The organism is Acinetobacter sp. ANC_7513 (assembly GCF_056779915.1).
The window spans coordinates 14,432-37,720 of sequence record NZ_JBWYIW010000004.1; the positions used below are offsets into that span (position 1 = coordinate 14,432).

Consider the following 23,289-nt stretch of genomic DNA (forward strand, 5'->3'; position numbering starts at 1 on the left):
AAATGATAATCATTATCGAATAGAGCTGTCAACGATAATTTTTCTCATTTATAAAAAAACATAAAATGCTTACAATTAAGCACTCATTTTTTGAAAGATAATCATGTCAAAAAAAACGATTAATGTTTCTATAGCGTTGTTATTCCATAAAAATCAAGTTCTTGTAGGGTGGAGAGAAGCCTCTTTACATCAGGGGGGGAAAGCTGAGTTTCCTGGAGGGAAAGTCGAGTTAGGAGAAACTCCTGAACAAGCTTGCCAGCGTGAAGTTCAAGAAGAGGTGGGAATTTTTCTAGATCATGTCTATTTATTTGATCTTATTACGCATGAATATGAAGATCTAATCGTAAAATTGCATATTTATCAGGCTTATGTTGATCAGTCTCTACTAGATCATATTCAAAGTCCTTGGACATGGCATGATCGTTCAGCACTAACCATTTTGAATTTTCCTAAAGCTAATGATGCCATTGTTAAACGACTACTCTGGCCGAATAAAATTGCAATAAAAAATATAGATCGTCTCGATACAACCATTGATCTTAATCGAGTTAGCTATTTGAGAACTGAAAATGCTTTAGATTTTGCGCTGCAACTCAACCAGTATAATCAACTGGATCAGCTCATTATCAATCGTGATGTGTGGATAGGATTATCAGAATCAAATCAGAAAAAAGTATTTGCCGTACAATTTAAACATGATCAATTGATGCAATTAAATTCTGATTCATTTATGGAGGAATGGAAGGGCATTAAACGCATCGCATCCTGTCATGACCATTCTAGTGTCAGTCGAGCTGTAGCGTTAGGTTTTGATGCAATATTTTTAAGTCCAGTACTGTGTACAACATCGCATCCTCAGCAAGCACCCTTAGGTTGGACGCAGTTTGAATTGTTATCAAAAGATATACATATACCAGTTTATGCGCTAGGCGGTATGAAGCCTGAATTATTAGATCAGGCCATACAACATGGAGCTTATGGAATTGCTGGTATTCGTGCTTTTTAAAGGCATTAAAAAGTAAAACTCATGCTTAAATCAAAATTTCTTGATTTGGTTTTGTGCTTCTTGGATGAGTTTTTGATTTTTTTGGAGTTGGCTTGATTTCAAAATAATTTGCCAAAGTTGTCGTTTCATCGTTGCTGTTTGAGCATAACTGAGACCTCGTTTTGCCAACGATTCAGCATTTTTTGCCTCATTTTTTTGATTGGCAATCATCGCGAGATACATATAGGTCTCTGCAGATTGAGGGGCAAGTCTTTGTGCTTGGAGTGCGGCTTTCTCAGCTTCACTCCATTTTGCTTGACGAAATGCATGATGGGTTTGTTGCATTAAGTTTTTAAATGCGGGAAGTTGGCGGCCATCATCGAATTTTTGAGTTGAGCTTTTCTGTTCAGGAATAACAATTTGTAATTGTTCCCGTTTAATCTCAGGTCGATCGTAAGGCGTAATTTTAATACCATCGGCATCTTTTTGGGATGGTGTTGTTTTAGTCTCAGCTTGTTTAGGTTTCTGAGACGGTTGTGAGTTTTGAGAGGAGGTTAAAGTTTGGCAACCGCCTAAGAGTAATATGCTGGCGAATAGTACGCTAAAATTCAGTTTTGTCATTAACCTTAACTCCTCCTAAACTTATTTTAAGGATTATAACTTCCACTCGAAAGTACTCGAGTGGCATTCGTATTTAAATCCCGTTCCATTTCTGTTTCGCTCTCACGAATATATTGGTCGATGCTGTCTTCTGCTGGAATTTCTTCTGCATTCGTTTCAGGAACGTAAGTCGGCTCTACTTGGTAGTGTGGTAAGCCACATGCTGTTGCGCGACGTGGAACAGTATATTTAAGTATCGGTACATAGAGCGCACCTTGACAACCTTGAGCTGAAAGCTCGCCGCTATTTGAATCAATCCAATGCCATTGTACCTCATCAGGTTGACGTAAATTGACTGGTTTTTGCTTCAGTTGCTTCATTACGTTGGTCCACACGGGTAAAGCGCCAGATGAGCCCGTTAAGCCTGTGACTTTATTGTCATCTAATCCAAGCCAGACAACTGCCAAATGATTACCTGAATACCCCGCGAACCAAGAATCTCTTGTATCATTGGTCGTACCTGATTTACCCGCTAGATTTAGATTCGGAGCGAGGCCGTTATAAGCAGCACGTCCTGTACCTGCCGACATCACACGTTGTAATCCGTAATTTAAAATATAAGCAGCCGATGGGTCGATCGTTTGTTGAACATTTAAACTATAGCGATTAATGAGCTGACCATTGGTATCAACAACTGTTCGGATAGATTTTGTAGGATATTTAAACCCTCCAGTTGCAAAGTTGCCATAAATATTCATGATTTCCATAGGTGACATTTCAACAGCCCCTAAGAAAATCGATGGATAATTCGGAATAGGTGAAGTCACGCCAAACTTCATTAAATGATTGGTAAATGAAGAAAGTCCAAATTCTTGTCCCAAGCGAACTGTAGATAGGTTATATGAATTGGCTAAAGCTTGAACCATTGGGACGTAACCATACGAAGTTCCGCTATAATTTTTTGGGGTCCAAGTCTGATTGCGATCGACTGGCACACTAATTGGCGAGTCTTCGATTGCCGTCGCCCAGTTATAACGACCAGATTCCAAAGCAGTTAGGAAAATAACAGGTTTTAATAATGAGCCTACCTGACGTTTTGCATCAACTGCGCGGTTAAAACCTGTGAAGTCAGATACTGAACCTACGGCTGCAATCAATTCACCATTTTCAGGGTGAGAAACTAATACCGCGCCTTGAAGCTCTTTCAAGCGTGCAGGATTGGTCTTAGACAGTCTTGATACTGAATCTGTAAATGATTTTTGTACTTTGATTTGTGCGATTGGATCTAATGTGGTGAAAATTCGAAGACCTTGTTTCGTTAAATCGCTTTCTTGGTATTCTGTTTTGAGTTGACGACGAACGATGTCTAGGAAATCAGGGAAGCGAGCTGGGCCTAAAGTCGGTTTTTTAATCACGTTTAAAGGTTTAGCTGACTCAGTTTCATATTGATCTTCAGTCAAATATCCCATGACTAACATATTGTTTAGAACAACATTACGGCGTTTTAATGCACTTTCAGGATTTCTCCAAGGATTGTATAAGCTAGGACCTTGAACGAGTCCAACAAGGAAAGCCTGTTGCGCTACACTCAATTCTCTAAGTGGTAAACCAAAATAAAATTGAGACGCTAAACCATAGCCATTGATCGAGTAATTACCATTTTGTCCTAAATTAACTTCATTCAAATATGCTTCCAGAATTTCATCTTTGTCATAATGAAACTCAAGCAACAACGCCATAAAGGCTTCATTTACTTTACGTTTGATTGTACGTTCAGGGGTCAAATAAAAGTTTTTAACCAATTGCTGCGTGAGTGTAGAACCACCTTGACGTTTACCACCAGTAACGTTGCTTACAACTGCGCGTGCTGTACCACGAAACGAGACGCCGTGATGGTGATAGAAGTTACGGTCTTCAGTGGCAATAAGCGCTTGAATTAAAGGTTTAGGAACACGATTGAGTTTAATGAGAACACGGTCTTCGTTGTGTTGAGGGTAGATTCCCCCAACTAACATTGGTTCTAGACGGGCAATCCCCGTACTCGATGGTTTTGTTGCTTTAATCTCTGAAATTTGACTAGCGCCAAAACTGACTTGGAGGATTTGTTCTGGTTCTACACTATCACCAAAATCGAAACCACGCGTGTGGACATAAATGGTATTACCTTGAACCAAAAAATTACCTGGCTTGGTATAGTCTTCAGCGTTTTTATAACCCAACAGACCTAGCTCTTGAATGAAGTTTTGTTGCTCAACGGGTGCATTAGCATAAACTTCCAAGGGGCGTGCATATACTTTCGCTGGAATATCCCAACGATTGCCTTCAAATTTATCGCGAATAATATTATCTAAACGGATTAGATAAATACTAAAAGCCACAAATGCAGAAATCACCAGCACTGAGAAAATCAATGCAATTAAGCCAATACCACGTTCAAACTTCATAGATCAAAAAGCAAAACCCTGTTTTATTGCGCTCATCATGCGAAGCTTTTTTATAATTTGCAATAATTAAACTGTGAATTTATGCCTTTTTTAGATAAATGTAATGATTTATCTAATTCAATATTAAGGAGAAAATTAAGATTTTAAGTTGGGGAAATGTGAAATTATTCGTGAAATTCATAACATGAAACAGGCTTGAAATATGTAAGTCACAGAATGATGATGATATGATACTCAATAATTCATCTGGAGCCGTAGCATACGTGCAACTTTCAGCAAAGTCATTTCGTAATATTGGATTAATTGGACGACCAGATAAATCATCTGTGGTTGAGACTTTAAGTCTAATTCATGACCATTTGATTAGTTTAGGTTTGCATCCAGTTTTTGATTCAGAAACCGCTAAATTGGTCCCTTATAAAAATTCGCAAACGGTCAGTCGAGCTTTATTGGGTGAAGTTACAGATTTGGTGATTGTCGTAGGTGGTGATGGTTCATTGCTTCAAGCGGCTAGATCTTTAGTGAAATACAATACTCCCGTCATCGGGGTAAACCGTGGGCGTTTAGGTTTCCTAACAGATATCAAACCGACAGAAGTGTTATTTAAATTAGATCAAGTCTTGAAAGGTGAGTTTCAGCTAGATCGCCGTTTTTTATTAGAAGTCGAAGTTCGTAGTAAAAATGAACTGATTTATGATGCAATAGCATTGAATGATGTGGTTCTGCATTCAGGTAAGTCAGTCCATATGATTGAGTTTGATCTTCATATTGATGGTCAATATGTTTATCGCCAACACAGTGATGGTTTGATTGTATCGACACCTACGGGTTCAACAGCATACGCACTTTCTGGTGGCGGTCCAATTTTGCACCCAAGTATGGATGCGATCGCGCTAGTGCCAATGCACCCGCATACGCTTTCTTCTCGTCCGATTGTGGTGGGTGGTCAAAGTGAAATTAAAATTCAAATTCGTAAGAATCGAGTGTTGCCAATGGTGAGTGCTGATGGGCAACACAGTGTTTCTTTAAATGAAGGTGATTGGTTGCATATTCGCAAACATCCTTTCAAACTTACTTTATTACATCCACCTGGATACGACTTTTATATGGCATGTCGTACCAAACTAGGATGGAATCAAGATTACGATTCATTTCATCAGCAGGACTAAACATGAATATTGAACAAATGTTATCAGTTTTGGATGCAGACATCGTTGCTCGTTTAAGAACTGCCGTTGAAATCGGTAAATGGCCAAACGGTGTAGCTTTAACTCAAGAGCAGCGTCAGATTTCAATGCAAGCAGTCATTGCTTGGGAAGCTAAAAATCTGCCAGAAACAGAAAGATCAGGGTATATTGATAAAGGTCATAAAGAGGAAGGTGATGAATGTGATTCACATGTTCCAGAGCCAGAATTTCAACCTATACGTTTTGTATAATCTTCTATGTTAAAAAAGACACCTGATGGTGTCTTTTTTTAATCCGAAGTTAAACTCGATGACGTGACTGCCAGTATTCTTGAGCCAAGGTCTGTGCTTGTGTAAATGTTTCAGCCACATTCATAGTGTAGATTGCGATTGCCATAGTTTCAATAACAGCCACCTCTCCATAGCTATGGTGGGCATCACCTAACCATACGGCATTGAAAGTATCTAAGTTCAACTCTTCTTCAATTGCTGAACGATCAGCTGTGAGTTTCGGAAGTTCAAGCTCATACAGTTCACCGTCTCGTATACCGCAAATTAAGGTTTTTGCATCTGGGTTTCGTTCAAATTCACCGCCTTCACCTTTAATCACCGCACTGTTAACGTAACCTAATTTGGCAGCAGTCTGTTGATGAGAACTGCGATACACAGGGTGAAATATCGCTTGCAAAGTGGCTTTGGCATTGAAGGGATTGATGAGTCGTGAAAGCGTATGAATGGGTGAGCGTAAGCCCATGATATTGCGTAATGCAATTAAATCACTCAAGGTAGGTGAAATGACTTCGAGTGGTATATAGGCAAAGTTATGCTGATTCAGTTCTGATGCCACTTCGTTTTCATTTTGACAAATGGTATAACCTAAATACTGTAAAACTTGTTCTGTATATAATCGATTGAGGGTATGTCCAGAAGCCCCATGCATTACAATACGATGACCATGTTTTGCTAAGGTTAACGCCGATAAGATAAACCACGGATAGTGTTTGCGTTTCCCCGCGTAAGAAGACCAGTCTAGGTCGACATCAATAGCTCTAAATTTAAGTTGATCACGAGTCGCTTGCACAAAGCCAGCCAGTTCATCTACAGATTCTTCTTTCACTCGTAAAAGCATTAAAAAAGCACCCAGCTGAACGTCTAATACCTCATTTTTTAAAATCATCTCAAATGCTTGATAGGCTTCTTCATAGGTCAGTGATCGCGCACCATTTTTTCCTTTGCCAAGAATACGAACAAATTGCGCAAATGGATGTTCAAAGTCTTTATATAAATTACGTTTTGTATTCATGATCAATGCAGTTGGATGTTCTTAATGACATTGTAACGTGGAATGATGCTTCGAATAAAAGCTAAATATCAAATTCAATGATCAAGCATTATTTTTAGCTTTTGAGACTGACCAGATTGTATGAATTTTCAAGCGCTTTTGTCCATGACAACTGGAAAAAAACGGGATAGCATGAAAACTTATAAAAAAATGAAGTGTAAGGAACACAAGAATGTTGGCATATGATGCAGATTTAGAATTATTCCGTGATAATTTCAAACGTTTTATGAGTGAGCACGTTGCTCCTTATTATGAGCAGTGGGAACGCGAAGGAAAAATGCCACGTTCAGTGTGGAATGCACTTGGTGAAAATGGCTTCTTGTGCGTAGATGTTCCTGAAGAATATGGTGGTTATGGTGTTCCAACAGAATATTCTTTAATGTTGGTTGAAGAGTCGGCACGTGCAGGTTATAGCGCATTATCGACAGGTATTTCATGTCACTCAGAAATTGCAGCACCATATATTCTACACATCGCGAACGAAGAACAAAAAAAATACTGGTTGCCAAAAATGGTTTCTGGTGAAGTGGTGGGAGCAATTGGAATGACAGAGCCAGGTGCTGGTTCTGATTTACAAGCCATCCGTACGAATGCCATTTTGAATGGTGATCATTATGTTTTGAATGGCTCTAAAACCTTTATTTCAAATGGTCAGCATGCAGACTTGGTTGTGCTTGCCGTTAAAACAGATCCTCAGGCACGTGCTAAAGGCGTCTCACTTCTATTGGTTGATACTCATTTAGAAGGGTTTAAAAAAGGCACAAATCTCGACAAAATCGGTTTGCATTCGCAAGATACTTCGGAACTCTTTTTTGACAATGTCAAAGTTCCAGCTGATCAGCTTTTAGGTCAAGCGGGTCAGGGATTTGCATATTTGATGCAAGAATTACCACGTGAACGTACAGCGATTGCTGCGACAGCATTAGGAGCAATTCGAGGTTCAATTGATGTGACAGTTCAATATGTCCAAGAACGTCAGGCTTTTGGGCAAAAAATTGGACAATTCCAAAATTCTCGTTTTGTTTTAGCACAAGCGAAAATCGATGAACTGGCTACAGCCGCTTTTTATAATCAAAACCTAGCATTGTATAAAGAAGGGAAATTGGATGTTGAAACAGCAGCTGCATTAAAAAGTTTCAGTACAGATATGCAAATGAAAGTGGCGGATAATCTACTGCAACTCTTTGGTGGCTATGGCTATATGACGGAATATCCTATTTCACGCTTCTTTGTGGATGCACGTATTCAACGAATCTACGGCGGAACCAACGAAATCATGAAAGAAATCGTAGCACGTGGCATGCTAGGACGTTAATTTTTATCCGTATTTACATCTCGCTTGAGGAATACAAGCGAGATGTATTCGAATGTGTTTTCAATTTTAAAACTTATAGAACGAACTGATTTAAAAAAAAAGATTAAAGCTATCCTATTCAATGTTCTTGTCTTTTTTCTAATTTATAGCGCGTATTGGATTGATGATTATTTCAACTGTATATTTTTAAGTCTTATTGCCATAAAGTTTGGTTGCTTAACATTTGAAAGCTAACTATTGTTATACTGTTTACATAACTGATTCTGTAAGGCGACATTACAATGATCAACGATGATCAAAACACGACGAATTCTTTAGACTTAGCTAAAATACGCGAAGATATCGACTCAGTAGATCAACAACTCCAACAACTGATTAACCGTCGAGCACGACTTGCTGAAGCTGTAGCAAAAGCAAAATTTGCTTCTGAAGAAAATCCAATGTTTTATCGTCCTGAGCGTGAAGCACAAGTTTTGCGTAATGTGATGGAGCGTAATGAAGGTCCTTTATCTGACGTGACGATGGCGCGTTTGTTTAGAGAAATTATGTCTGCGTGTCTTGCTTTAGAAGCACCACAAAGCATTGCTTTCCTTGGTCCAGTAGGAACTTACACCCATTCGGCAGTACTGAAGCATTTTGGACATGATGCGGTTGTGCGCCCACTTCCTACAATTGATGAAGTGTTCCGTGAAGTCGAAGCAGGCAGTGCACATTATGGTTTAGTTCCTGTTGAGAACTCATCCGAAGGTGTGGTTAACCACACGCTTGATTGTTTTAAAGCGTCACATTTAAATGTGATTGGTGAAGTTGAATTACGTATTCATCATCAATTTTTGATTTCTTCAAATACGCGTAAAGATAGCATTAAACAAATCTATGCGCATCAACAAACTTTAGCTCAATGTCGTGGTTGGCTCGATGCTCATTATCCAGGTGTTGAACGTGTGGCTTTGAGTTCGAATGCTGAAGCTGCTCGCCGTATCCGTAATGAATGGCATTCTGCGGCAATCGCATCTGAAACAGCTGCGAGCTTATATGATTTAGAAATCTTGCATAGCAATATTGAAGATAATCCAGAAAATACCACACGCTTCTTAGTTATTGGGCGTGAAAAAGTACCACAAAGTGGTAATGATAAAACTTCTTTATTGATCTCTGCACATGACCGTGCAGGTGCGTTATTAGAAATTTTAGCGCCGTTCGCTAAACATAACATTAGCTTGACCAGTATCGAAACAAGACCTGCTTTGCCTGAAAAATGGGCTTATGTATTCTTTATCGATTTAGAAGGGCATATCGAACAAGAGAACGTACGTGCGGCTGTCGAAGAAATTCGTCCATTAGTCAAAGAAATCCGTGTTCTTGGTTCATACCCAATTGCGGTACTTTAAAAAGAGTTGAAACTTAGATATGTCTCAACCTTTATTTAAAAAAGTTGCATTTATTGGGCTAGGATTGATTGGATCAAGTTTAGCACGTGTCATTCAAGCACATGGTCTTGCTGAAAATGTTGTGGCATCTACGCGATCTGTTCAAACGTTAGAAGATGCTAAAGCTTTAGGTTTGATTAGTGAAGGATATGCTGATGCCAAAGATGCAGTGGTTGATGCAGATTTAATTGTTCTTGCTTTACCCGTGAGAGCTACACAATCTGTATTGAACTCGATCAAATCTGTGATTACTCCTGATACTATAATTACAGATGTGGGCAGTACCAAAGGCAATGTGGTTGAGGCTGCAATTGCGGTTTTTGGTGAGCAGTTACCCGCAGGTTTTGTTCCAGGGCATCCAATAGCTGGTGCTGAACATACTGGTGTTCATGCAGGTAAAGTAGATTTATTTGCTAACCACAAAGTGATATTAACGCCGTTAGCAACAAGTGCTGAGTGGGCAGTGCAAAAACTGATTCAGTTATGGCAAGCTGCTCAAGCTGAAGTAATTTGTATGGATGTGGAAAAGCATGATGAGGTGCTTGCGCATACAAGTCATCTGCCACATTTAATGGCATTCAATTTGGTTGAGCAACTTGCAAATCGTGAAGATAATCTGGACATTTTCCGTTATGCAGCAGGTGGTTTCAGAGACTTTTCTCGCATTGCGGCGAGTGATCCACAAATGTGGCATGACATATTCTTTGCCAATAAAAAAGCGATTTTGAATGCTGTTGATGGATTTGAGAACCAATTGGCTCATATTCGACAGCTCATTGAAAACGAAGATTCAAAAGCACTCATGGGATTGCTTGGACATGCTCAAGCAGCACGCCAACATTTTAACCATATGCTTGCCAAGAAACCTTTAATGGAGAACAAAACTGTGACACAGCAATTTACTATTCTGCCGGGTGCTAAATCATTTTCTGGAAAATTTAGCGTGCCAGGTGACAAATCTGTGTCACACCGTTCAATCATGTTTGGTGCGATCGCTGAAGGTACAACACATGTTACTGGTTTCTTAGAAGGTGAAGATGCCTTAGCAACACTTCAAGCATTCCGTGATATGGGTGTAAATATTGAAGGTCCAAAAAATGGTGAAGTCACGATTCATGGTGTAGGAATGTATGGCCTTAAAGCTCCAGCAAGTGAGCTTTATATGGGTAACTCTGGGACTTCGATGCGTCTTCTGTCAGGGATGTTGTCTGCGCAAAAATTTGACTCAGTAATGACTGGTGATGCATCGTTGAGCAAACGTCCTATGGAACGTATTGCAAAGCCACTCCGTGAAATGGGTGCTCAAATTCAAACAACAGGTGAGCGTGGCACACCGCCAGTATCGATCACAGGTAATCAGCAACTAAAAGGTATTCATTACGATTTACCGATGGCTTCTGCACAAGTGAAGTCTGGCATTCTGCTCGCTGGTTTATGGGCAGAAGGTGTAACGTCGGTGACTGAGCCAGAACCGACACGTGATCACTCTGAGCGTATGTTACGTGCATTTGGGTATGATGTGAAAACTGAAGGTAACCGTATTTCTTTAAAAGGTGGTGGTAAGTTAGTTGGCACGAATATTCAAGTGCCTTCAGATATTTCATCTGCTGCGTTCTTTATGGTGGGTGCTGCCATTACTGAAAATTCAGATGTAACACTTGAGGCAGTGGGTATTAACCCTACTCGTACTGGTGTGATCGAAATTTTGAAGCAAATGGGGGCTGATATTTCAGTCGAGAATGAACGAATTGCAGGTGGTGAACCAATCGCTGATATTCGAATTCGTGGCACTCGTACTTTGAAAGGCATCCACATGCCTGAAGATCAAGTGCCTTTAGCGATTGATGAATTCCCAGCATTATTTATTGCTGCAGCTTGTGCTGAAGGTCAAACAGTGTTAACTGGTGCAGCTGAACTTCGTGTAAAAGAGTCTGATCGAATCCAAGTGATGGCTGATGGATTGAAAACAATGGGTGTTGATTGTACGCCTACGGAAGACGGTATTATTATTGAAGGTAAAGGTAAGTCTGGTGATTGGTCTGCTATCTTTACAGGTGGTGAAATTGAGTCACATCATGATCATCGTATTGCAATGAGTTTCTCCATTGCGGGTCTGCGTACTTCAGGCGCAATTAAAATTGTGGGAACTGAAACCGTTGCAACAAGTTTCCCAACATTTACTCAACTCACTGAACAAGCGGGTTTATCTATTCAAGTTAGTGAATAATACGACCAAAGATTTGTATATTTCTTTTCAAACAGCCAAGCAAAAGCTTGGCTGTTTTGTTTATATTGCTTATTCTAATTCTATATAATTAAAAAGCCTTTGGATGAGGAAATGAAAAAATTACAATTTTTAGTTGATCAAACGAAATACGCTAAGGCTCATTCAAGTCATTCTCATGATAATGCACAAACTTACGTTACAGCATTGTTATCTGAACAGTTGGTGCAACATGGATTTCACACTCAAACTACGAATCCGCATGAATTAGAAGTCAGTGTCTCTGATCACCCAATCGCTTTAGGGGTGAACTGTAATCAACCAGATGGCGAAGGACATTTTGTATGTGAAATAAGTGCGCATGCAGACGAGGAACAGGATTGGTTCCAAAAAATTGAGACGCAGAGTGTGATTAAACAACTTGCGCAAGCAGTAGAGCAGACATTAAGAGAAGATGAGTCGTTCCAGTCGCTAGAATGGAAATCCTAACGAGGAATAAAACAAACCCAATGTAAAGAATCTACACTGGGTTTTTCTGAAACACGTAATATTTATATTAAGCCGTAAGGAAGCGAGTGATCGCGACGCGAAGTTGCTTCAAATAACCTGTGAAGAAGTGATTAGCACCAGGTAGCACTGTAATAATATGGCGTTGAGGCTTTGCCCATTCAATTAAATCGGATAATAAAGTGACTTCATCTGCTTCACCATGAATAAACAGAATATCACCTTTAATTGCCGGAGTAACATAGTGACGGATACCAGCAACTGTGGCTGTTGGTAAACCACATAGAATGACTTGTTCAGGTTGAATTTCTTGAGGTAGTGCATGATAGGCCTTCGCCATAACATGTGCACCAAAACTAAAGCCTCCAACATAGAAAGGCAATGTAAGGTGTTTTGCACGTACTTGACGGATGACTTCTAAAATATCTTCTGTTTCACCAAATCCTTCATCGTGAACCCCTTCACTTTGACCTGATCCACGGAAACTTGGACGATAAACGATATAACCACGCTCAAGGAACATTTGAGCTAGCAGAGTGGGAACTTTGTGTTGAGGAGTACCACCTTGAAGCGGGTGAGGGTGACAAACGACCGCAAATCCTTTTACTTCAGACTGAGGATAATCTACAAAAACCTCAATTTTGCCAACAGGGCCTTGAATGAACATTTGTTCAGACATAAAAATACCGATTAACGTGCAGGAGAATCGTATATTTTAACGTCAATAATTAAAAAAAACACAATTGGAAATAAAATAAGTCTACTGTTATAGTTTGATTAATTGTTTTTTGATCAGGTTTCTATGTTTGCCTTAATTTCTCCTGCTAAGACATTAGATTATGAATCTACACTTCCAACTGATGAGCATACTTTACCAAGATTGCTTGACCACTCACAACAGCTTATAGACGTAAGTCGTAAATTGTCTGCTTCAGAAATCGCCAAATTAATGAGTGTGAGTGAAAAGATTGCGAATCTTAACGTGGAGCGTTTTAGAGATTGGCAATCAGACTTTGATTTATCAAATGCACGCCAAGCAATTTTTGCTTTTAAGGGGGATGTTTATACAGGTCTGGATGCGTATTCGCTTACGCAAGCTGATTTAGAATATGCTCAACGCCATTTAAGAATGCTATCTGGTCTCTATGGATTACTTCGACCAATGGATTTAATGATGCCTTATCGTTTAGAAATGGGCACGAAATTAGCAAATCCACGCGGTCACAATCTTTACGAATTTTGGGGCGATGAAATTACCCAGTTGATCAACGAAGACTTATCAGAAGCCAAGAGTGATTTATTGGTCAATATCGCATCCGATGAATATTATAAATCGGTGAAAGAAAGCAAAATTAAAGCTGAAATTATCAAGCCTGTATTTTTAGACCAGAAAAATGGAAAATATAAAGTGATAAGTTTCTATGCTAAAAAAGCCCGAGGATTGATGGCACGTTATATTATCGAAAATAAACCTAACACGGTGGATGATCTTAAATCATTCAATACAGACGGCTATTATTTCGATGCTGAAAGTTCTTTGAAAGGTGAGCTCGTTTTTAAACGTGATGAGCAGGCTGCTTAAAAATAAATAGGCGGTAGCGGGGCAAGGTGTCTGATGATTGATGCATATTTAAACCAGTTGAGAAGATACTGGGCCGTTACTGCACAACAGCTTGAACTATCCTCAGAGGATTCCATATCTATTCTTGATAGATTAGAAGTTCATTACAGTGAGCCTCATCGGCATTATCATACAGTGCAGCATATCGTTGAATGTATGGATCACTTATAATTGGTTCTACCAAATTTAAAAGATCCTTTATCAGTCTCTATAGCTCTTTGGTTTCATGATGTCATATATGAGCCTAAGGCACACGATAATGAACAACAAAGTGCTGATCTGATGCTGAACATCATATCTCCCCACATGGAGATGAGGAGATATGAGAAAATTTATCAGTGGATATTAGCGACCAAAGAGCATCGTGCTTCAGTTGATTCAGACCTTAACTATTTACTTGATATTGATCTTGCAATTCTTGGTTCAACCGCCAAACGTTTTGAAGAATATCAGCAGCAAATTCATCAAGAATTCAGTTGGGTACCCTCTGAAATTTCTACACTAAAACGAAATGAAGTTCTTAATAGCTTTTATCAAATGGAATCCATTTATAAAACAGCATATTTTCATGACACTTAAGAAAATCAAGCCAAACAAAATTTTGAGCGAGCATTCGTTAGGCTGATTTGAAAGCAGCTAATGCGCGCTGTCGACTCATCTTTAAATCAACAATAGGTTTTGGATAATTGAGTTTAAGATTCGGATATTTAGCATAAGGCTCATGAATGATTTTCGCATCAAGATGAGCTAATTCAGGTATCCATTTGCGAATATAATCACCTTGACTATCAAATTTTTGTGATTGACTAATGGGGTTAAAAATACGGAAATAAGGTACAGCATCTGTACCTGTTGAAGCACACCATTGCCAGCCACCATTATTTGCCGCTAAATCCCCATCTATCAAATGTTGCATAAACCATTGTTCGCCTTTACGCCAGTCGATGAGCAAATTCTTACTAAGGAACATGGCGACAATCATTCTGACACGATTGTGCATCCAACCTGTTTGAAGCATTTGACGGATTCCAGCGTCCACAATTGGAATACCCGTTTGTCCAAATTTCCAAGCATTTAATTCATCGGGTGCATCACGCCATGGCACATTAGACGTATTTAAATTGAATGGTTGATATTTCGATAATCTTGGAAAATCAAATAGGATGTGTTGATAAAATTCTCGCCATAATAACTCATCTAACCAAGTTTGTTGACCATCAGAGTAGAGATGAAAATTGCCATTTGAGCGACTAAAAATTGCAGCCAAACATTGTCGAATCGAAATAATTCCTAGATTTAAATACGGTGATAATTGACTGGTAGCATCAATGTTTGGAAAGTCGCGTTGTTGTTTGTAGGGCTCTAAATTCTCGTCAACAAATTTCTCGAGCATTTGTAGTGCATATGATTCTCCAACAGGCCATTGATATTTAATCTGAGCATCAGGATAAAAATCATGTATCGATGGAATTTTGGAGGTATGAAAGCGTTGTATAAGCTCATGAGGCTGTACTTTCGGTACAGGGAGTGGTTGAGGAACAGAGATATTCAAGATCTCATAGCATGCACGTTTATAAGCACCAAAAACTTGGTAAGGCTGGTGCGTCTTATTACGAATTGATCCAAGTGGGAAAATTGTGCGGTCATGATAATACTCGACAGTTACTTGATGCGATTCTAATAAGGTCTGGACTTGTGCATCACGATGTAACTCATTCACGCCGATTTCAATGTTGGCGTGTATCGCAGTAATTTGATATTTATTTGCGAAAGTTAATAATCTAGCTGGTACATCATCCCATTGGGGAACGATTTCCACTACAAGTGGGATATTGAATTGCTTTAACTCACTTTCAAGTGATTTAAGTTGGCGAAGATAAAAGTCAATTTTAATCACTGCATCATCATGCAATTTCCATTGTTCAGGTGAAAGTATCACCAATGCACAAGTATTCCCATGCCGGTTTGCCTCCATTAACGCCGTGTTGTCCCTAACTCTTAAATCCTGACGAAACCAAATGAGATTCATATGATTAATATCCAAATATCCTCAGGAAATTATAAGAATTTGAATCATTTAAATCGTTAAGCATTGTAATTTTTTGCATAAAAAAAAGGCGAAGCAGGAGCTTCACCTTTTTGTCCTAAAATCCGTAGATCTTAGTGGTGGTGACCACCTACACCGTGAACGTGACCGTGATCTAACTCTTCTTGAGTAGCTTCACGGATTTCAACGATTTCAACATCAAATGTTAAGTCTTGACCAGCAAGCGGGAAGTTAGCATCAACGATTACGTTTTCGCCTTCAACAGCTTTAACAGTCACAATTTGAACGCCATCATCAGTTTGCGCTTGGAATTGCATACCAGCTTCGATGTTGTCTACGCCTTGGAACATTTGTTTAGGTACTTCTTGAACTAAATCAGTGTTGTACTCACCATAAGCTTCAGCAGCAGGAATCGTTACTGTGAATTTGTCACCAGTCGTTTTACCTAACATTGCTTTTTCTAAGCCAGGGATAATGTTGCCAGCGCCTTGCAAATATGCAAGTGGTTCACCTTGAGATTGATCGAGAGTTTCACCCTCTGCATTAGTCAATTTATAGTTAAATAAAACCACAAGGTCATTTGCAATAACTGTCATGTTAATGATCCATTCAAATATTTTAAGGGTACATCATAAAGTGAAAACCAATTTTTGTAGACAATTTTCTAAAAAAAATGCAGTTTCGATAATTTATAACGCTTAAATATTACATTGGGGCGTCTTTTAGATTTTTCAATGCAATTTGATTTTAGGTGCTATTTTTCTGGTCACAAAATCTTTGGCTGTGAGTAATCCTGCCTGTGCATAACCATAAATCGTGGCTTGATGCAGTCGGTAAAGAGATACATACATCGACTTCGCCACAAATCCTTGGACATTGACCTGACCTAGTAATTCGCCGACTGCTTTATTCTCACTTAAAGACACAAGTGAACCTTTGTCAGAAAAATTGAACATCGGTTGTGATCTTCCTGAAATTCGCGCTTTCATTGCATCAACGAGGAAAGCAGCCTGTTGACTTGCTACTTGCGCACGCGGTCCTAAAGCTGTTTCACGGGCATCTAAAATACAGTATGCGCAATCACCGAAAGCAAAAACATTCGGATCTACTTTTGTTTGGAGTGTTGCAAATACGTGTAAGCGACCCATACGATCTTTTTCGAAGCCTTCTAGGTTTTGAATCACTGCTGGAGTTTTAATGCCTGCAGCCCAAACTTTTAATTGTGCTGGAATTGAACTTCCATCATTAAAGTAAATTTGATCAGCATCCACTTTTTCGACACGCTTAGACGTTAAAATATCCACATTCATGCGCTTAAGCTGCTTAGTGCTGTGGTCTGACATTTTTTCAGAAAGAGCCGGTAAAATACGATCAGCGCCTTCGATTAACGAAATTTTGACGTTTTTAGGGTCAATTTTATTAAGACCGTATTTAAAGAAGTTTTGTTTGGCTTGAACTAATTCAGCTGCAAGCTCAACGCCAGTTGCACCTGCACCTATAATGCCAATATGCAGCTCACGATGGTCATTATTATTTTGAGCTTCGATATAAAGATGAAGTAGATGCTGCTGGAACTGTTCAGCCTGTTTTGGATTATCTAAATAGTGACAATGTTCTTGCACACCTGAAGTATTGAAATCATTGGAAACCGAACCAACCGCCAGAATAAGAGTGTCATAACTTAGCGTTAAATGATCAGTCGATTGGTCATAGGTTGATGCAACAGGTTTGAGCAATTGAATGGTCTTGGCTTCACGATCTAATTGTTCGAATTTACCCAATACAAACTCATAATGATGCTTCGCAGCATGACCAAAATAATTTGTTTCTTCATCACTAGGGCTCAACGTACCTGCTGCAATTTCGTGTAAAAGTGGTTTCCAGATATGTGTGAGCTTTTGGTCCACTAATGTAATTTTTGCTTTTTTCGATTTGCCCAGCGTGTCACCCAGTTGTGTTGCTAGTTCTAAGCCACCAGCACCACCACCCACAATGACAATATGATGAAGATTCGACATTTAATATTCCTATTTTTATAGCGTCATAAATAAAAAAGAGATGGGGTTAATATGCCATCTCTTTTTTAAAAGAATTGTTCTTTTTGTATTACAAGTTACAGATTTACAATAAAAAACTGCAATCAGTTTAAAGGATAGATTTTTGCTTGATTTGTACTGCCAGATCCAAAACTAAATAATTGTTTAAACCAATTCAAAATACTTTCAAACCATGATGCTTCATCAATTTGAAGTTCATCTTCAATCAATACCGTTTGAATGAGTCTGTTATTTTGATAGATATGAATACGTGCCAACTGCTGAATTTGCGCGATAGGTGCGGTTAATGATTGTGTTAGTAGCTCGACGTTCATATGCGTTTGAGTTTGCTGTAAAGGCTCAAGAGCTGAAGTGAATCCAAAAGCATCTGCTTGAATCAAACGATGAGTTTGATTGTCAAAATTACGCATATCAATCATTTGATTTGCGTTATACAAAGAGGTCGTCACGATACTTGGCTTTTTAGTTTCGACTTTGAACCTTTTTAAGGTAGATGCGACTACAGGGAGTTCAGCAATTAGTTGCTTATTTTTAATTGCAATTTCATTGCGTGTATAGGCATAGGATAGGTTTAAAAGTTGATGTGCGATTTCAGCGCGTTTAAAGCCACTTTGAGCACCGAGTACCACAACAATAAGTCTCCTTTGATTGAGGTCAAATTGTTGAGTTGGTCGGTTGGCTGTAAGTGCAAGGTTATAGCCTGCAGCACGAGTAAACCCTGTTTTTAAACCATCAACAGTAGCATCTTGTTTAAGTAAGATATTCGTTGCACGGTGAAAATGCTGATTGTAAGTAAAACTTTGCTGTTTCGAGTAGTCAAGGTAATCGGGTGTTTCATTGGTGAGTGCTTGTGCGAGCACGGCTAAATCATGCGCTGTTGAATAGTGCATATCCATTGTAATGCCCGCGGGATTGGCAAAGTTTGTATCTTTCATGCCAAGTGCTTTGGCTTCTTGATTCATGCGTTGAACAAATGCAGGCACTGATCCTGAAATTCGTTCAGCCAATGTGACAGCAGCATCGTTGGCAGACATGATAATTAAGCCTGCCAAAAGCTGATCAATCGTAATTTGTTGAGTCGGCATCAGATACATCTGAGACTCATCCCATTGAACTACATTGACAACTGGTGTGGCAGTAATAACTTCATTTTTGCTAATTTTACCCGCTTGAATGTCTTTCAGCGCGATGTAAGCCACCATCATTTTGGTTAACGAAGCTGGTGCACGTTGGACATGGCTATTGTGTTCAGTAATGACTTGACCTGATTGTGGATCTAAGACAGTCCATGCTTCAGCTTCTAAACTTTCTGGTGCAACTTCGAACAAGGAAGCATGTGTGATATTTACTATAAAAAAACTAAAAATTATGAGTAGAGCAGAGTAGAGTTTCAACGGGTTTACCTATATAAGCCAATCCAATGGCATAGATCATCAAGCACACCGCATGCTATGCCTTTTTTTTCTGAAACTCTAGTCAGATTTGTAGACAATTAATACGAATCGCGCAACTCCAAGTAAAAAAATGCTAATCTAAATACAAGTTGGTTCTATAGTTTCTCAATTAAGACATTATGTTGCATTATCAGATCGAATTTGACGACTTTCGTCAGCATCTCATTCACGTTACTGTTCGTTTCGTTGCTCAACCAACTCAAGTATTGAGCTTGCCAACTTGGATTCCAGGAAGTTATCTCATTCGAGAGTTTTCAAAACATATTGAGTCTGTTCGTGCCTATGATGAAGATGGTCGAATACTCAAGATTCGTAAAAATGAAAAAAATAAGTGGCAGTTATTTAATACTGATTTTGAGCTGATTACGGTTGAGTACGACGTCTATGCATACGACCTCTCAGTACGTGGTGCTTATGTTGATGAAACACGCTTATATGTGAATCCTGCTTGTGCATGTTTAGGTTTAGAAGGACAAGAAGATAAAGCGGTAGAAGTTGAGTTATTTTTGCCAGATGAATTGAAACATTTCCAACTCGCTACAGGATTGGCATCTAAAAGTTTAGTGCGTGGTCGCTATACGCTTAAGGCAAAAAACTACGCTGAATTGATTGATGCACCATTTGAACTTGCAGATCAAACTCGTTTTGCTTTTGAAGCAAATGGTATACCACATGAGTTTGTGGTTTCTGGCAAACATGCGATGAATGTCGAACGTATGAAACAAGATATTGAGAAAATCTGTACGACAGAAATATCCATGTTTGGTTCAGCACCATTTGAAAACTACACTTTTATGACCATCGCGACGGGTAACAGTTATGGTGGTTTAGAGCACCCGAACTCAACAAGTTTGATTTCTCCACGTGATGATCTACCTAAGTCCAATGAGCCTGTTGAACCTTCCGCTGATTATCAGCGTTTCTTAGGGTTGTGTAGCCATGAATATTTTCATTCATGGTTGGTGAAATTTATTCGCCCTGAAAATTTTGTGAATTATGATTTAGACAAAGAGGGCTACACCTCTTTGCTGTGGATTTTTGAAGGCTTTACGTCCTACTATGATGATTTGATTCTACTGCGTAGTGGTGTGATTTCTCAGGAATCTTACTTGAAGTTGTTAAAGGCGCAGATCGATCGTTATTTGCAAAATCCAGGTCGTTTTGTTCAAACTGTTGCAGAGTCAAGTTTTGATGCATGGGTCAAATTCTATCGTCAAGATGAAAACTCTAACAATGCTGGCACAAGTTACTATAACAAGGGTTGCTTAGTAGCGCTGTGTCTAGATTTAGGTTTACGTTTAAGAGGTTCAAGTCTTGATGCATTGATGCGTAAGCTGTATGAAAATACGCAAAAGGGTACACAGGTTCATGAACGTACCATCTATGAATTATGCCAGGAATTAACAGGTGATGATTGGTCTGAACAAATTAATCATTTGATTAATACCACGGATGAGTTACCGCTTGATCAATTGTTCCCTGAATTTGGCTTAGACTATGTTTTAAAGCATGATAAATCTTTACCATTTGGTTTAAAACTTGTAGATAAACCTGAAGGTGTATTAATTCAGTCTGCTCGTCGTGATGGCGCTGGTGTTAAAGCTGGGCTTTCTGCTCATGATATTATCATCGCAGTTGATGGTTTGAAGGCGACCACTAAACAACTCGACAAGTATGCAAAATTGGAAGGTACTTTTAATGTGCATGCTTTCCGTCGTGATGAATTAATGCAATTTGAAGTTCAATCAGGTGGTAGTGAACTCACTGAAGTAGAACTTAAGGTTTCCGATCAATCTAGAGTGGAGAAATGGCTTAAAGCTTAATTTGCCTAGGTCATAAAATTCATGTAAAACCCATACTTAGCTATGGGTTTTTTATTGTCAGAAGATGAATCAGAAAAGTTTGGTGTGGGGTATTGTAATTACAGTCATATGGCTTTTAGTCATTGCGTTGATTTGGTTTTTTGCTAACTTACAAAGTCCAGTATCTCTCAATGAATTGGGGGATGCACTTGCTGGAATTTTTGCACCTATTGCTTTTCTTTGGCTTGTTCTTGGTTATGTTCAGCAAGGTAAACAGCTTGAACAAAATACCAAAGCCTTAGAACAACAAGAAAAAGCATTACAGCTTCAAATTGATGAAATACGAGAGAATGTCAAACAACAGAAAAGATTAGTAGATGATCAGAAAATTATTATAGTTCGATACATGAGTCTGTGAAACCAATTTTAGTTGTAGCTCAGTCAAAAATTAGATTAAATCCACACCCTATCGATGCGGTAAATGCAAAAATAGAATATCAAGAAGCACCATTACTTCAGTTTAGAATTTTCAATGATGGTAAGGAAAAGGCATGTTTTGTTGAGGTGTTAGGTGGAGTTGACAATCTTAGACTATTACAGCAACTTAACCGAATTAATGACTTTACTAGTGTTTGGATCTCAAATTATTTATCTAAAGGTGAATCAGAGATTTTAAGTAAATGTTGCGAATTAACATACAGACTAATTATTAATTTTGAAGATATATATGGAAATAAATTTCAATCGCAACATTACTTTGATATTCGAATAAATAATGAAAATCATGTATCAATTATCGGAAGAGAATCAATTCCCTCGATAGGTTGAATAACCATATGAACTTAATAACAACGGAATATGGTAATGATCTAAACTACCATCAATCACAAAAACCACTGGCACTTCTGGGAAGAAAGTACGTTTGTTATTTGCTTTAAACCAGTCACCCGTTTTAAAAGTTACTCTGTAAACACCTTTTTGAAGATCTGTTTCAGCTGGATATAGAGCCTTGATACGACCATTTTCATCCGTTTTAGCTTCGTTGAGCTTTACCCATTTTTCACCCTGCTGCGCTTCAAGGGTAACTGCAATATTTGAGGATGGAAGACCAGTTTCTTGATTAAGCACATGAACACTTAAAGGATTTGCCAAAGTGAATGTTGAAAATGCAAAACCTGAAAGAGCAAGCGTAAATTTTTTCATAAGTATCAACTCACAATAAGCAAATAATCGAAAAAGTGTACTTAAAATGAGAGATTATTTAAGTTAATTTATGTATAAAAAAAGGATGCAATCGCATCCTTTTACTTTTTATACAATAGCTTGAGCTTAGCGTGCGCGTCCACGTGGAGCTTTTGTATTTGGGCGAGTAGTACCATTGGTCTTACGACGTGGTTTCTCATGTTCTTCCATTTGCCAAATACGTTTAGTACCCGATTTTTTCTTAGTACCATCTTTATTGACTTTCTTATTAATCGGCTTGCCACCTGTACCGCCTGGTTTCTTCACATAAGAGCGTGAGCGGTATGGCTCTTCTGCAGGAACATTTTGAAAGTCAGGATAAAGTAATGGTTCAATTTCTCTAGTTTCGCCAGATTCAAGACCCATCTGTACTAAGTCTATTGATCCAATTTTAGTGCGAATAAGACGTAAAGTTGGGAAACCTACTGCTGCAGTCATACGTCGAACTTGGCGGTTACGACCTTCGCAAATCGAAATTTCAACCCAAGAAGTAGGTACAGAAGCACGGAAACGAACAGGAGGATCACGATCCCATAACCACTCAGGCTGTTCAACTTTTACAGCTTTTGCGGGTAGAGTCATACCGTCTTTAAGCTCTACACCTTTACGAAGCTGTTCTAAAGCCTCTTCAGTCACATCACCATCAACTTGAACCAAATAAGTTTTAAATTTCTTATTGGCAGGGTTGGTAATGTACTGATTTAAACCACCATGGTCGGTTAAAAACACTAGACCTTCAGAGTCCATGTCTAAACGTCCAGCAAGACGTAAAGTCGGATCGTCAACGAAATCAGACATTGTCATATGCGCTTCGTCTTTACGAAACTGGGAGAGAACGCCATAAGGTTTATTGAGAATGACGATTTTCATATAAAAACTTCAATAATGTGCAAATAGTGAAAGGTCTGACTTATCAAGAATTTATGAACATCCTGAATTGATCTGAGGATTCGATCATTGAAGTCAAACAAAATAAATCGGGGAATTGGTGACTATTATGCGTGATTCAAAAAAGAAAGTATCGTATTGATCA

22 protein-coding genes are annotated in these 23,289 nt (G+C 38.8%); 12 read left to right on the forward strand and 10 right to left on the reverse strand.

The window, feature by feature from the left end; all coding sequences use genetic code 11:
- The first annotated feature begins 103 nt into the window (after positions 1 to 103).
- Positions 104 to 1,006 carry a thiamine phosphate synthase gene (locus tag AC1M9B_RS06355; RefSeq protein ID WP_481608797.1) on the forward strand — a complete coding sequence of 301 codons (903 nt, stop codon included), beginning with the start codon at positions 104 to 106 and terminating at the stop codon, positions 1,004 to 1,006.
- Positions 1,007 to 1,036: 30 nt separating this feature from the next.
- Here AC1M9B_RS06355 and AC1M9B_RS06360 read toward each other — a convergent pair whose 3' ends face one another.
- Together AC1M9B_RS06360 and mrcB are read right to left on the reverse strand one after the other, a co-directional pair.
- Positions 1,037 to 1,606, reverse strand: coding sequence for a tetratricopeptide repeat protein (locus tag AC1M9B_RS06360; RefSeq protein WP_481608798.1), 570 nt, complete (start codon positions 1,604 to 1,606; stop codon positions 1,037 to 1,039).
- A gap of 26 nt (positions 1,607 to 1,632) precedes the next feature.
- A complete protein-coding gene (mrcB, locus tag AC1M9B_RS06365; RefSeq protein ID WP_481608799.1) occupies positions 1,633 to 4,029 on the reverse strand; it encodes a penicillin-binding protein 1B in 2,397 nt (798 codons plus the stop codon).
- Positions 4,030 to 4,256: 227 nt separating this feature from the next.
- Here mrcB and AC1M9B_RS06370 point away from each other — a divergent pair, with 227 nt between their 5' ends.
- Together AC1M9B_RS06370 and AC1M9B_RS06375 are read left to right on the forward strand one after the other, a co-directional pair.
- Positions 4,257 to 5,198 carry an NAD(+) kinase gene (locus AC1M9B_RS06370; RefSeq protein WP_092767167.1) on the forward strand — a complete coding sequence of 314 codons (942 nt, stop codon included), beginning with the start codon at positions 4,257 to 4,259 and terminating at the stop codon, positions 5,196 to 5,198.
- A gap of 2 nt (positions 5,199 to 5,200) precedes the next feature.
- The gene (locus tag AC1M9B_RS06375; protein ID WP_035267325.1) at positions 5,201 to 5,467 is read left to right on the forward strand and encodes a YeaC family protein; all 267 of its coding nucleotides are present in this window, start codon (positions 5,201 to 5,203) and stop codon (positions 5,465 to 5,467) included.
- A 49-nt stretch (positions 5,468 to 5,516) separates the two neighbouring features.
- Here AC1M9B_RS06375 and AC1M9B_RS06380 read toward each other — a convergent pair whose 3' ends face one another.
- Positions 5,517 to 6,518 (reverse strand): glycosyl transferase family protein, encoded by a 1,002-nt coding sequence (locus AC1M9B_RS06380; protein WP_481608800.1) that lies wholly within the window; start codon positions 6,516 to 6,518, stop codon positions 5,517 to 5,519.
- Between the two features lie 211 nt (positions 6,519 to 6,729).
- Here AC1M9B_RS06380 and AC1M9B_RS06385 point away from each other — a divergent pair, with 211 nt between their 5' ends.
- The 4 genes from AC1M9B_RS06385 (at position 6,730) to AC1M9B_RS06400 (ending at position 12,015) form a co-directional block, all read left to right on the forward strand.
- Positions 6,730 to 7,872, forward strand: coding sequence for an acyl-CoA dehydrogenase family protein (locus tag AC1M9B_RS06385; protein ID WP_481597408.1), 1,143 nt, complete (start codon positions 6,730 to 6,732; stop codon positions 7,870 to 7,872).
- Between the two features lie 281 nt (positions 7,873 to 8,153).
- Positions 8,154 to 9,263 (forward strand): prephenate dehydratase, encoded by a 1,110-nt coding sequence (gene pheA / locus AC1M9B_RS06390; protein WP_035267321.1) that lies wholly within the window; start codon positions 8,154 to 8,156, stop codon positions 9,261 to 9,263.
- A 19-nt stretch (positions 9,264 to 9,282) separates the two neighbouring features.
- Complete coding sequence (locus AC1M9B_RS06395; protein ID WP_481608801.1) at positions 9,283 to 11,529, forward strand: bifunctional prephenate dehydrogenase/3-phosphoshikimate 1-carboxyvinyltransferase; 2,247 nt, start codon at positions 9,283 to 9,285, stop codon at positions 11,527 to 11,529.
- A gap of 111 nt (positions 11,530 to 11,640) precedes the next feature.
- Complete coding sequence (locus AC1M9B_RS06400; protein WP_092767159.1) at positions 11,641 to 12,015, forward strand: hypothetical protein; 375 nt, start codon at positions 11,641 to 11,643, stop codon at positions 12,013 to 12,015.
- A gap of 67 nt (positions 12,016 to 12,082) precedes the next feature.
- Here AC1M9B_RS06400 and AC1M9B_RS06405 read toward each other — a convergent pair whose 3' ends face one another.
- The gene (locus AC1M9B_RS06405) at positions 12,083 to 12,712 is read right to left on the reverse strand and encodes an alpha/beta hydrolase (RefSeq protein ID WP_035267316.1); all 630 of its coding nucleotides are present in this window, start codon (positions 12,710 to 12,712) and stop codon (positions 12,083 to 12,085) included.
- A gap of 123 nt (positions 12,713 to 12,835) precedes the next feature.
- On the opposite strand from AC1M9B_RS06405, the gene yaaA reads away from it, so the two are divergent.
- Positions 12,836 to 13,615, forward strand: coding sequence for a peroxide stress protein YaaA (gene yaaA, locus AC1M9B_RS06410; RefSeq protein ID WP_481608802.1), 780 nt, complete (start codon positions 12,836 to 12,838; stop codon positions 13,613 to 13,615).
- A 210-nt stretch (positions 13,616 to 13,825) separates the two neighbouring features.
- A complete protein-coding gene (locus AC1M9B_RS06415; protein ID WP_481608803.1) occupies positions 13,826 to 14,233 on the forward strand; it encodes an HD domain-containing protein in 408 nt (135 codons plus the stop codon).
- A 37-nt stretch (positions 14,234 to 14,270) separates the two neighbouring features.
- Here AC1M9B_RS06415 and AC1M9B_RS06420 read toward each other — a convergent pair whose 3' ends face one another.
- The 4 genes from AC1M9B_RS06420 to AC1M9B_RS06435 form a co-directional block, all read right to left on the reverse strand.
- Entirely contained in the window at positions 14,271 to 15,683 is a 1,413-nt protein-coding gene (locus AC1M9B_RS06420; protein ID WP_481608804.1) for a cryptochrome/photolyase family protein, read from the reverse strand.
- Between the two features lie 131 nt (positions 15,684 to 15,814).
- Entirely contained in the window at positions 15,815 to 16,297 is a 483-nt protein-coding gene (locus tag AC1M9B_RS06425; RefSeq protein WP_092767151.1) for an FKBP-type peptidyl-prolyl cis-trans isomerase, read from the reverse strand.
- A 135-nt stretch (positions 16,298 to 16,432) separates the two neighbouring features.
- Positions 16,433 to 17,719: an NAD(P)/FAD-dependent oxidoreductase gene (locus AC1M9B_RS06430; RefSeq protein WP_481608805.1), complete on the reverse strand. Its 1,287-nt coding sequence runs from the start codon at positions 17,717 to 17,719 to the stop codon at positions 16,433 to 16,435.
- 122 nt (positions 17,720 to 17,841) lie between these two features.
- A complete protein-coding gene (locus AC1M9B_RS06435) occupies positions 17,842 to 19,152 on the reverse strand; it encodes a D-alanyl-D-alanine carboxypeptidase family protein (RefSeq protein WP_481608806.1) in 1,311 nt (436 codons plus the stop codon).
- A 179-nt stretch (positions 19,153 to 19,331) separates the two neighbouring features.
- Here AC1M9B_RS06435 and AC1M9B_RS06440 point away from each other — a divergent pair, with 179 nt between their 5' ends.
- From AC1M9B_RS06440 to AC1M9B_RS06450, 3 genes are all read left to right on the forward strand, one after another.
- Positions 19,332 to 21,035: a M61 family metallopeptidase gene (locus AC1M9B_RS06440; RefSeq protein ID WP_481608807.1), complete on the forward strand. Its 1,704-nt coding sequence runs from the start codon at positions 19,332 to 19,334 to the stop codon at positions 21,033 to 21,035.
- Between the two features lie 64 nt (positions 21,036 to 21,099).
- Positions 21,100 to 21,432 carry a hypothetical protein gene (locus AC1M9B_RS06445; RefSeq protein WP_481608808.1) on the forward strand — a complete coding sequence of 111 codons (333 nt, stop codon included), beginning with the start codon at positions 21,100 to 21,102 and terminating at the stop codon, positions 21,430 to 21,432.
- Positions 21,429 to 21,842, forward strand: a complete 414-nt coding sequence (locus AC1M9B_RS06450) for a hypothetical protein (RefSeq protein WP_481608809.1) — start codon at positions 21,429 to 21,431, stop codon at positions 21,840 to 21,842. The genes AC1M9B_RS06445 and AC1M9B_RS06450 overlap by 4 nt, the downstream gene beginning before the upstream one ends.
- On the opposite strand, the gene uraH is transcribed toward AC1M9B_RS06450, so the two are convergent.
- Positions 21,822 to 22,217 carry a hydroxyisourate hydrolase gene (gene uraH, locus AC1M9B_RS06455; RefSeq protein WP_481591371.1) on the reverse strand — a complete coding sequence of 132 codons (396 nt, stop codon included), beginning with the start codon at positions 22,215 to 22,217 and terminating at the stop codon, positions 21,822 to 21,824. The two genes, AC1M9B_RS06450 and uraH, sit on opposite strands and share 21 nt — an antisense overlap.
- A 126-nt stretch (positions 22,218 to 22,343) precedes the next feature.
- Positions 22,344 to 23,126 (reverse strand): rRNA large subunit pseudouridine synthase E, encoded by a 783-nt coding sequence (locus AC1M9B_RS06460; RefSeq protein ID WP_035268720.1) that lies wholly within the window; start codon positions 23,124 to 23,126, stop codon positions 22,344 to 22,346.
- Between the last annotated feature and the right edge of the window lie 163 nt (positions 23,127 to 23,289).

Bases quoted from the DNA above. Each gene is read 5' to 3' on its own strand.
- AC1M9B_RS06420 (WP_481608804.1), bottom strand. From the start codon at position 15,683: ATGAATCTCATTTGGTTTCGTCAGGATTTAAGAGTTAGGGACAACACG.
- AC1M9B_RS06405 (WP_035267316.1), bottom strand. From the start codon at position 12,712: ATGTCTGAACAAATGTTCATTCAAGGCCCTGTTGGCAAAATTGAGGTT.
- AC1M9B_RS06400 (WP_092767159.1), top strand. From the start codon at position 11,641: ATGAAAAAATTACAATTTTTAGTTGATCAAACGAAATACGCTAAGGCT.
- AC1M9B_RS06425 (WP_092767151.1), bottom strand. From the start codon at position 16,297: ATGACAGTTATTGCAAATGACCTTGTGGTTTTATTTAACTATAAATTG.
- yaaA (WP_481608802.1), top strand. From the start codon at position 12,836: ATGTTTGCCTTAATTTCTCCTGCTAAGACATTAGATTATGAATCTACA.
- mrcB (WP_481608799.1), bottom strand. From the start codon at position 4,029: ATGAAGTTTGAACGTGGTATTGGCTTAATTGCATTGATTTTCTCAGTG.
- uraH (WP_481591371.1), bottom strand. From the start codon at position 22,217: ATGAAAAAATTTACGCTTGCTCTTTCAGGTTTTGCATTTTCAACATTC.
- AC1M9B_RS06370 (WP_092767167.1), top strand. From the start codon at position 4,257: ATGATACTCAATAATTCATCTGGAGCCGTAGCATACGTGCAACTTTCA.
- AC1M9B_RS06430 (WP_481608805.1), bottom strand. From the start codon at position 17,719: ATGTCGAATCTTCATCATATTGTCATTGTGGGTGGTGGTGCTGGTGGC.
- AC1M9B_RS06445 (WP_481608808.1), top strand. From the start codon at position 21,100: ATGAATCAGAAAAGTTTGGTGTGGGGTATTGTAATTACAGTCATATGG.
- pheA (WP_035267321.1), top strand. From the start codon at position 8,154: ATGATCAACGATGATCAAAACACGACGAATTCTTTAGACTTAGCTAAA.
- AC1M9B_RS06395 (WP_481608801.1), top strand. From the start codon at position 9,283: ATGTCTCAACCTTTATTTAAAAAAGTTGCATTTATTGGGCTAGGATTG.
- AC1M9B_RS06360 (WP_481608798.1), bottom strand. From the start codon at position 1,606: ATGACAAAACTGAATTTTAGCGTACTATTCGCCAGCATATTACTCTTA.
- AC1M9B_RS06460 (WP_035268720.1), bottom strand. From the start codon at position 23,126: ATGAAAATCGTCATTCTCAATAAACCTTATGGCGTTCTCTCCCAGTTT.
- AC1M9B_RS06375 (WP_035267325.1), top strand. From the start codon at position 5,201: ATGAATATTGAACAAATGTTATCAGTTTTGGATGCAGACATCGTTGCT.
- AC1M9B_RS06440 (WP_481608807.1), top strand. From the start codon at position 19,332: ATGTTGCATTATCAGATCGAATTTGACGACTTTCGTCAGCATCTCATT.
- AC1M9B_RS06355 (WP_481608797.1), top strand. From the start codon at position 104: ATGTCAAAAAAAACGATTAATGTTTCTATAGCGTTGTTATTCCATAAA.
- AC1M9B_RS06380 (WP_481608800.1), bottom strand. From the start codon at position 6,518: ATGAATACAAAACGTAATTTATATAAAGACTTTGAACATCCATTTGCG.
- AC1M9B_RS06385 (WP_481597408.1), top strand. From the start codon at position 6,730: ATGTTGGCATATGATGCAGATTTAGAATTATTCCGTGATAATTTCAAA.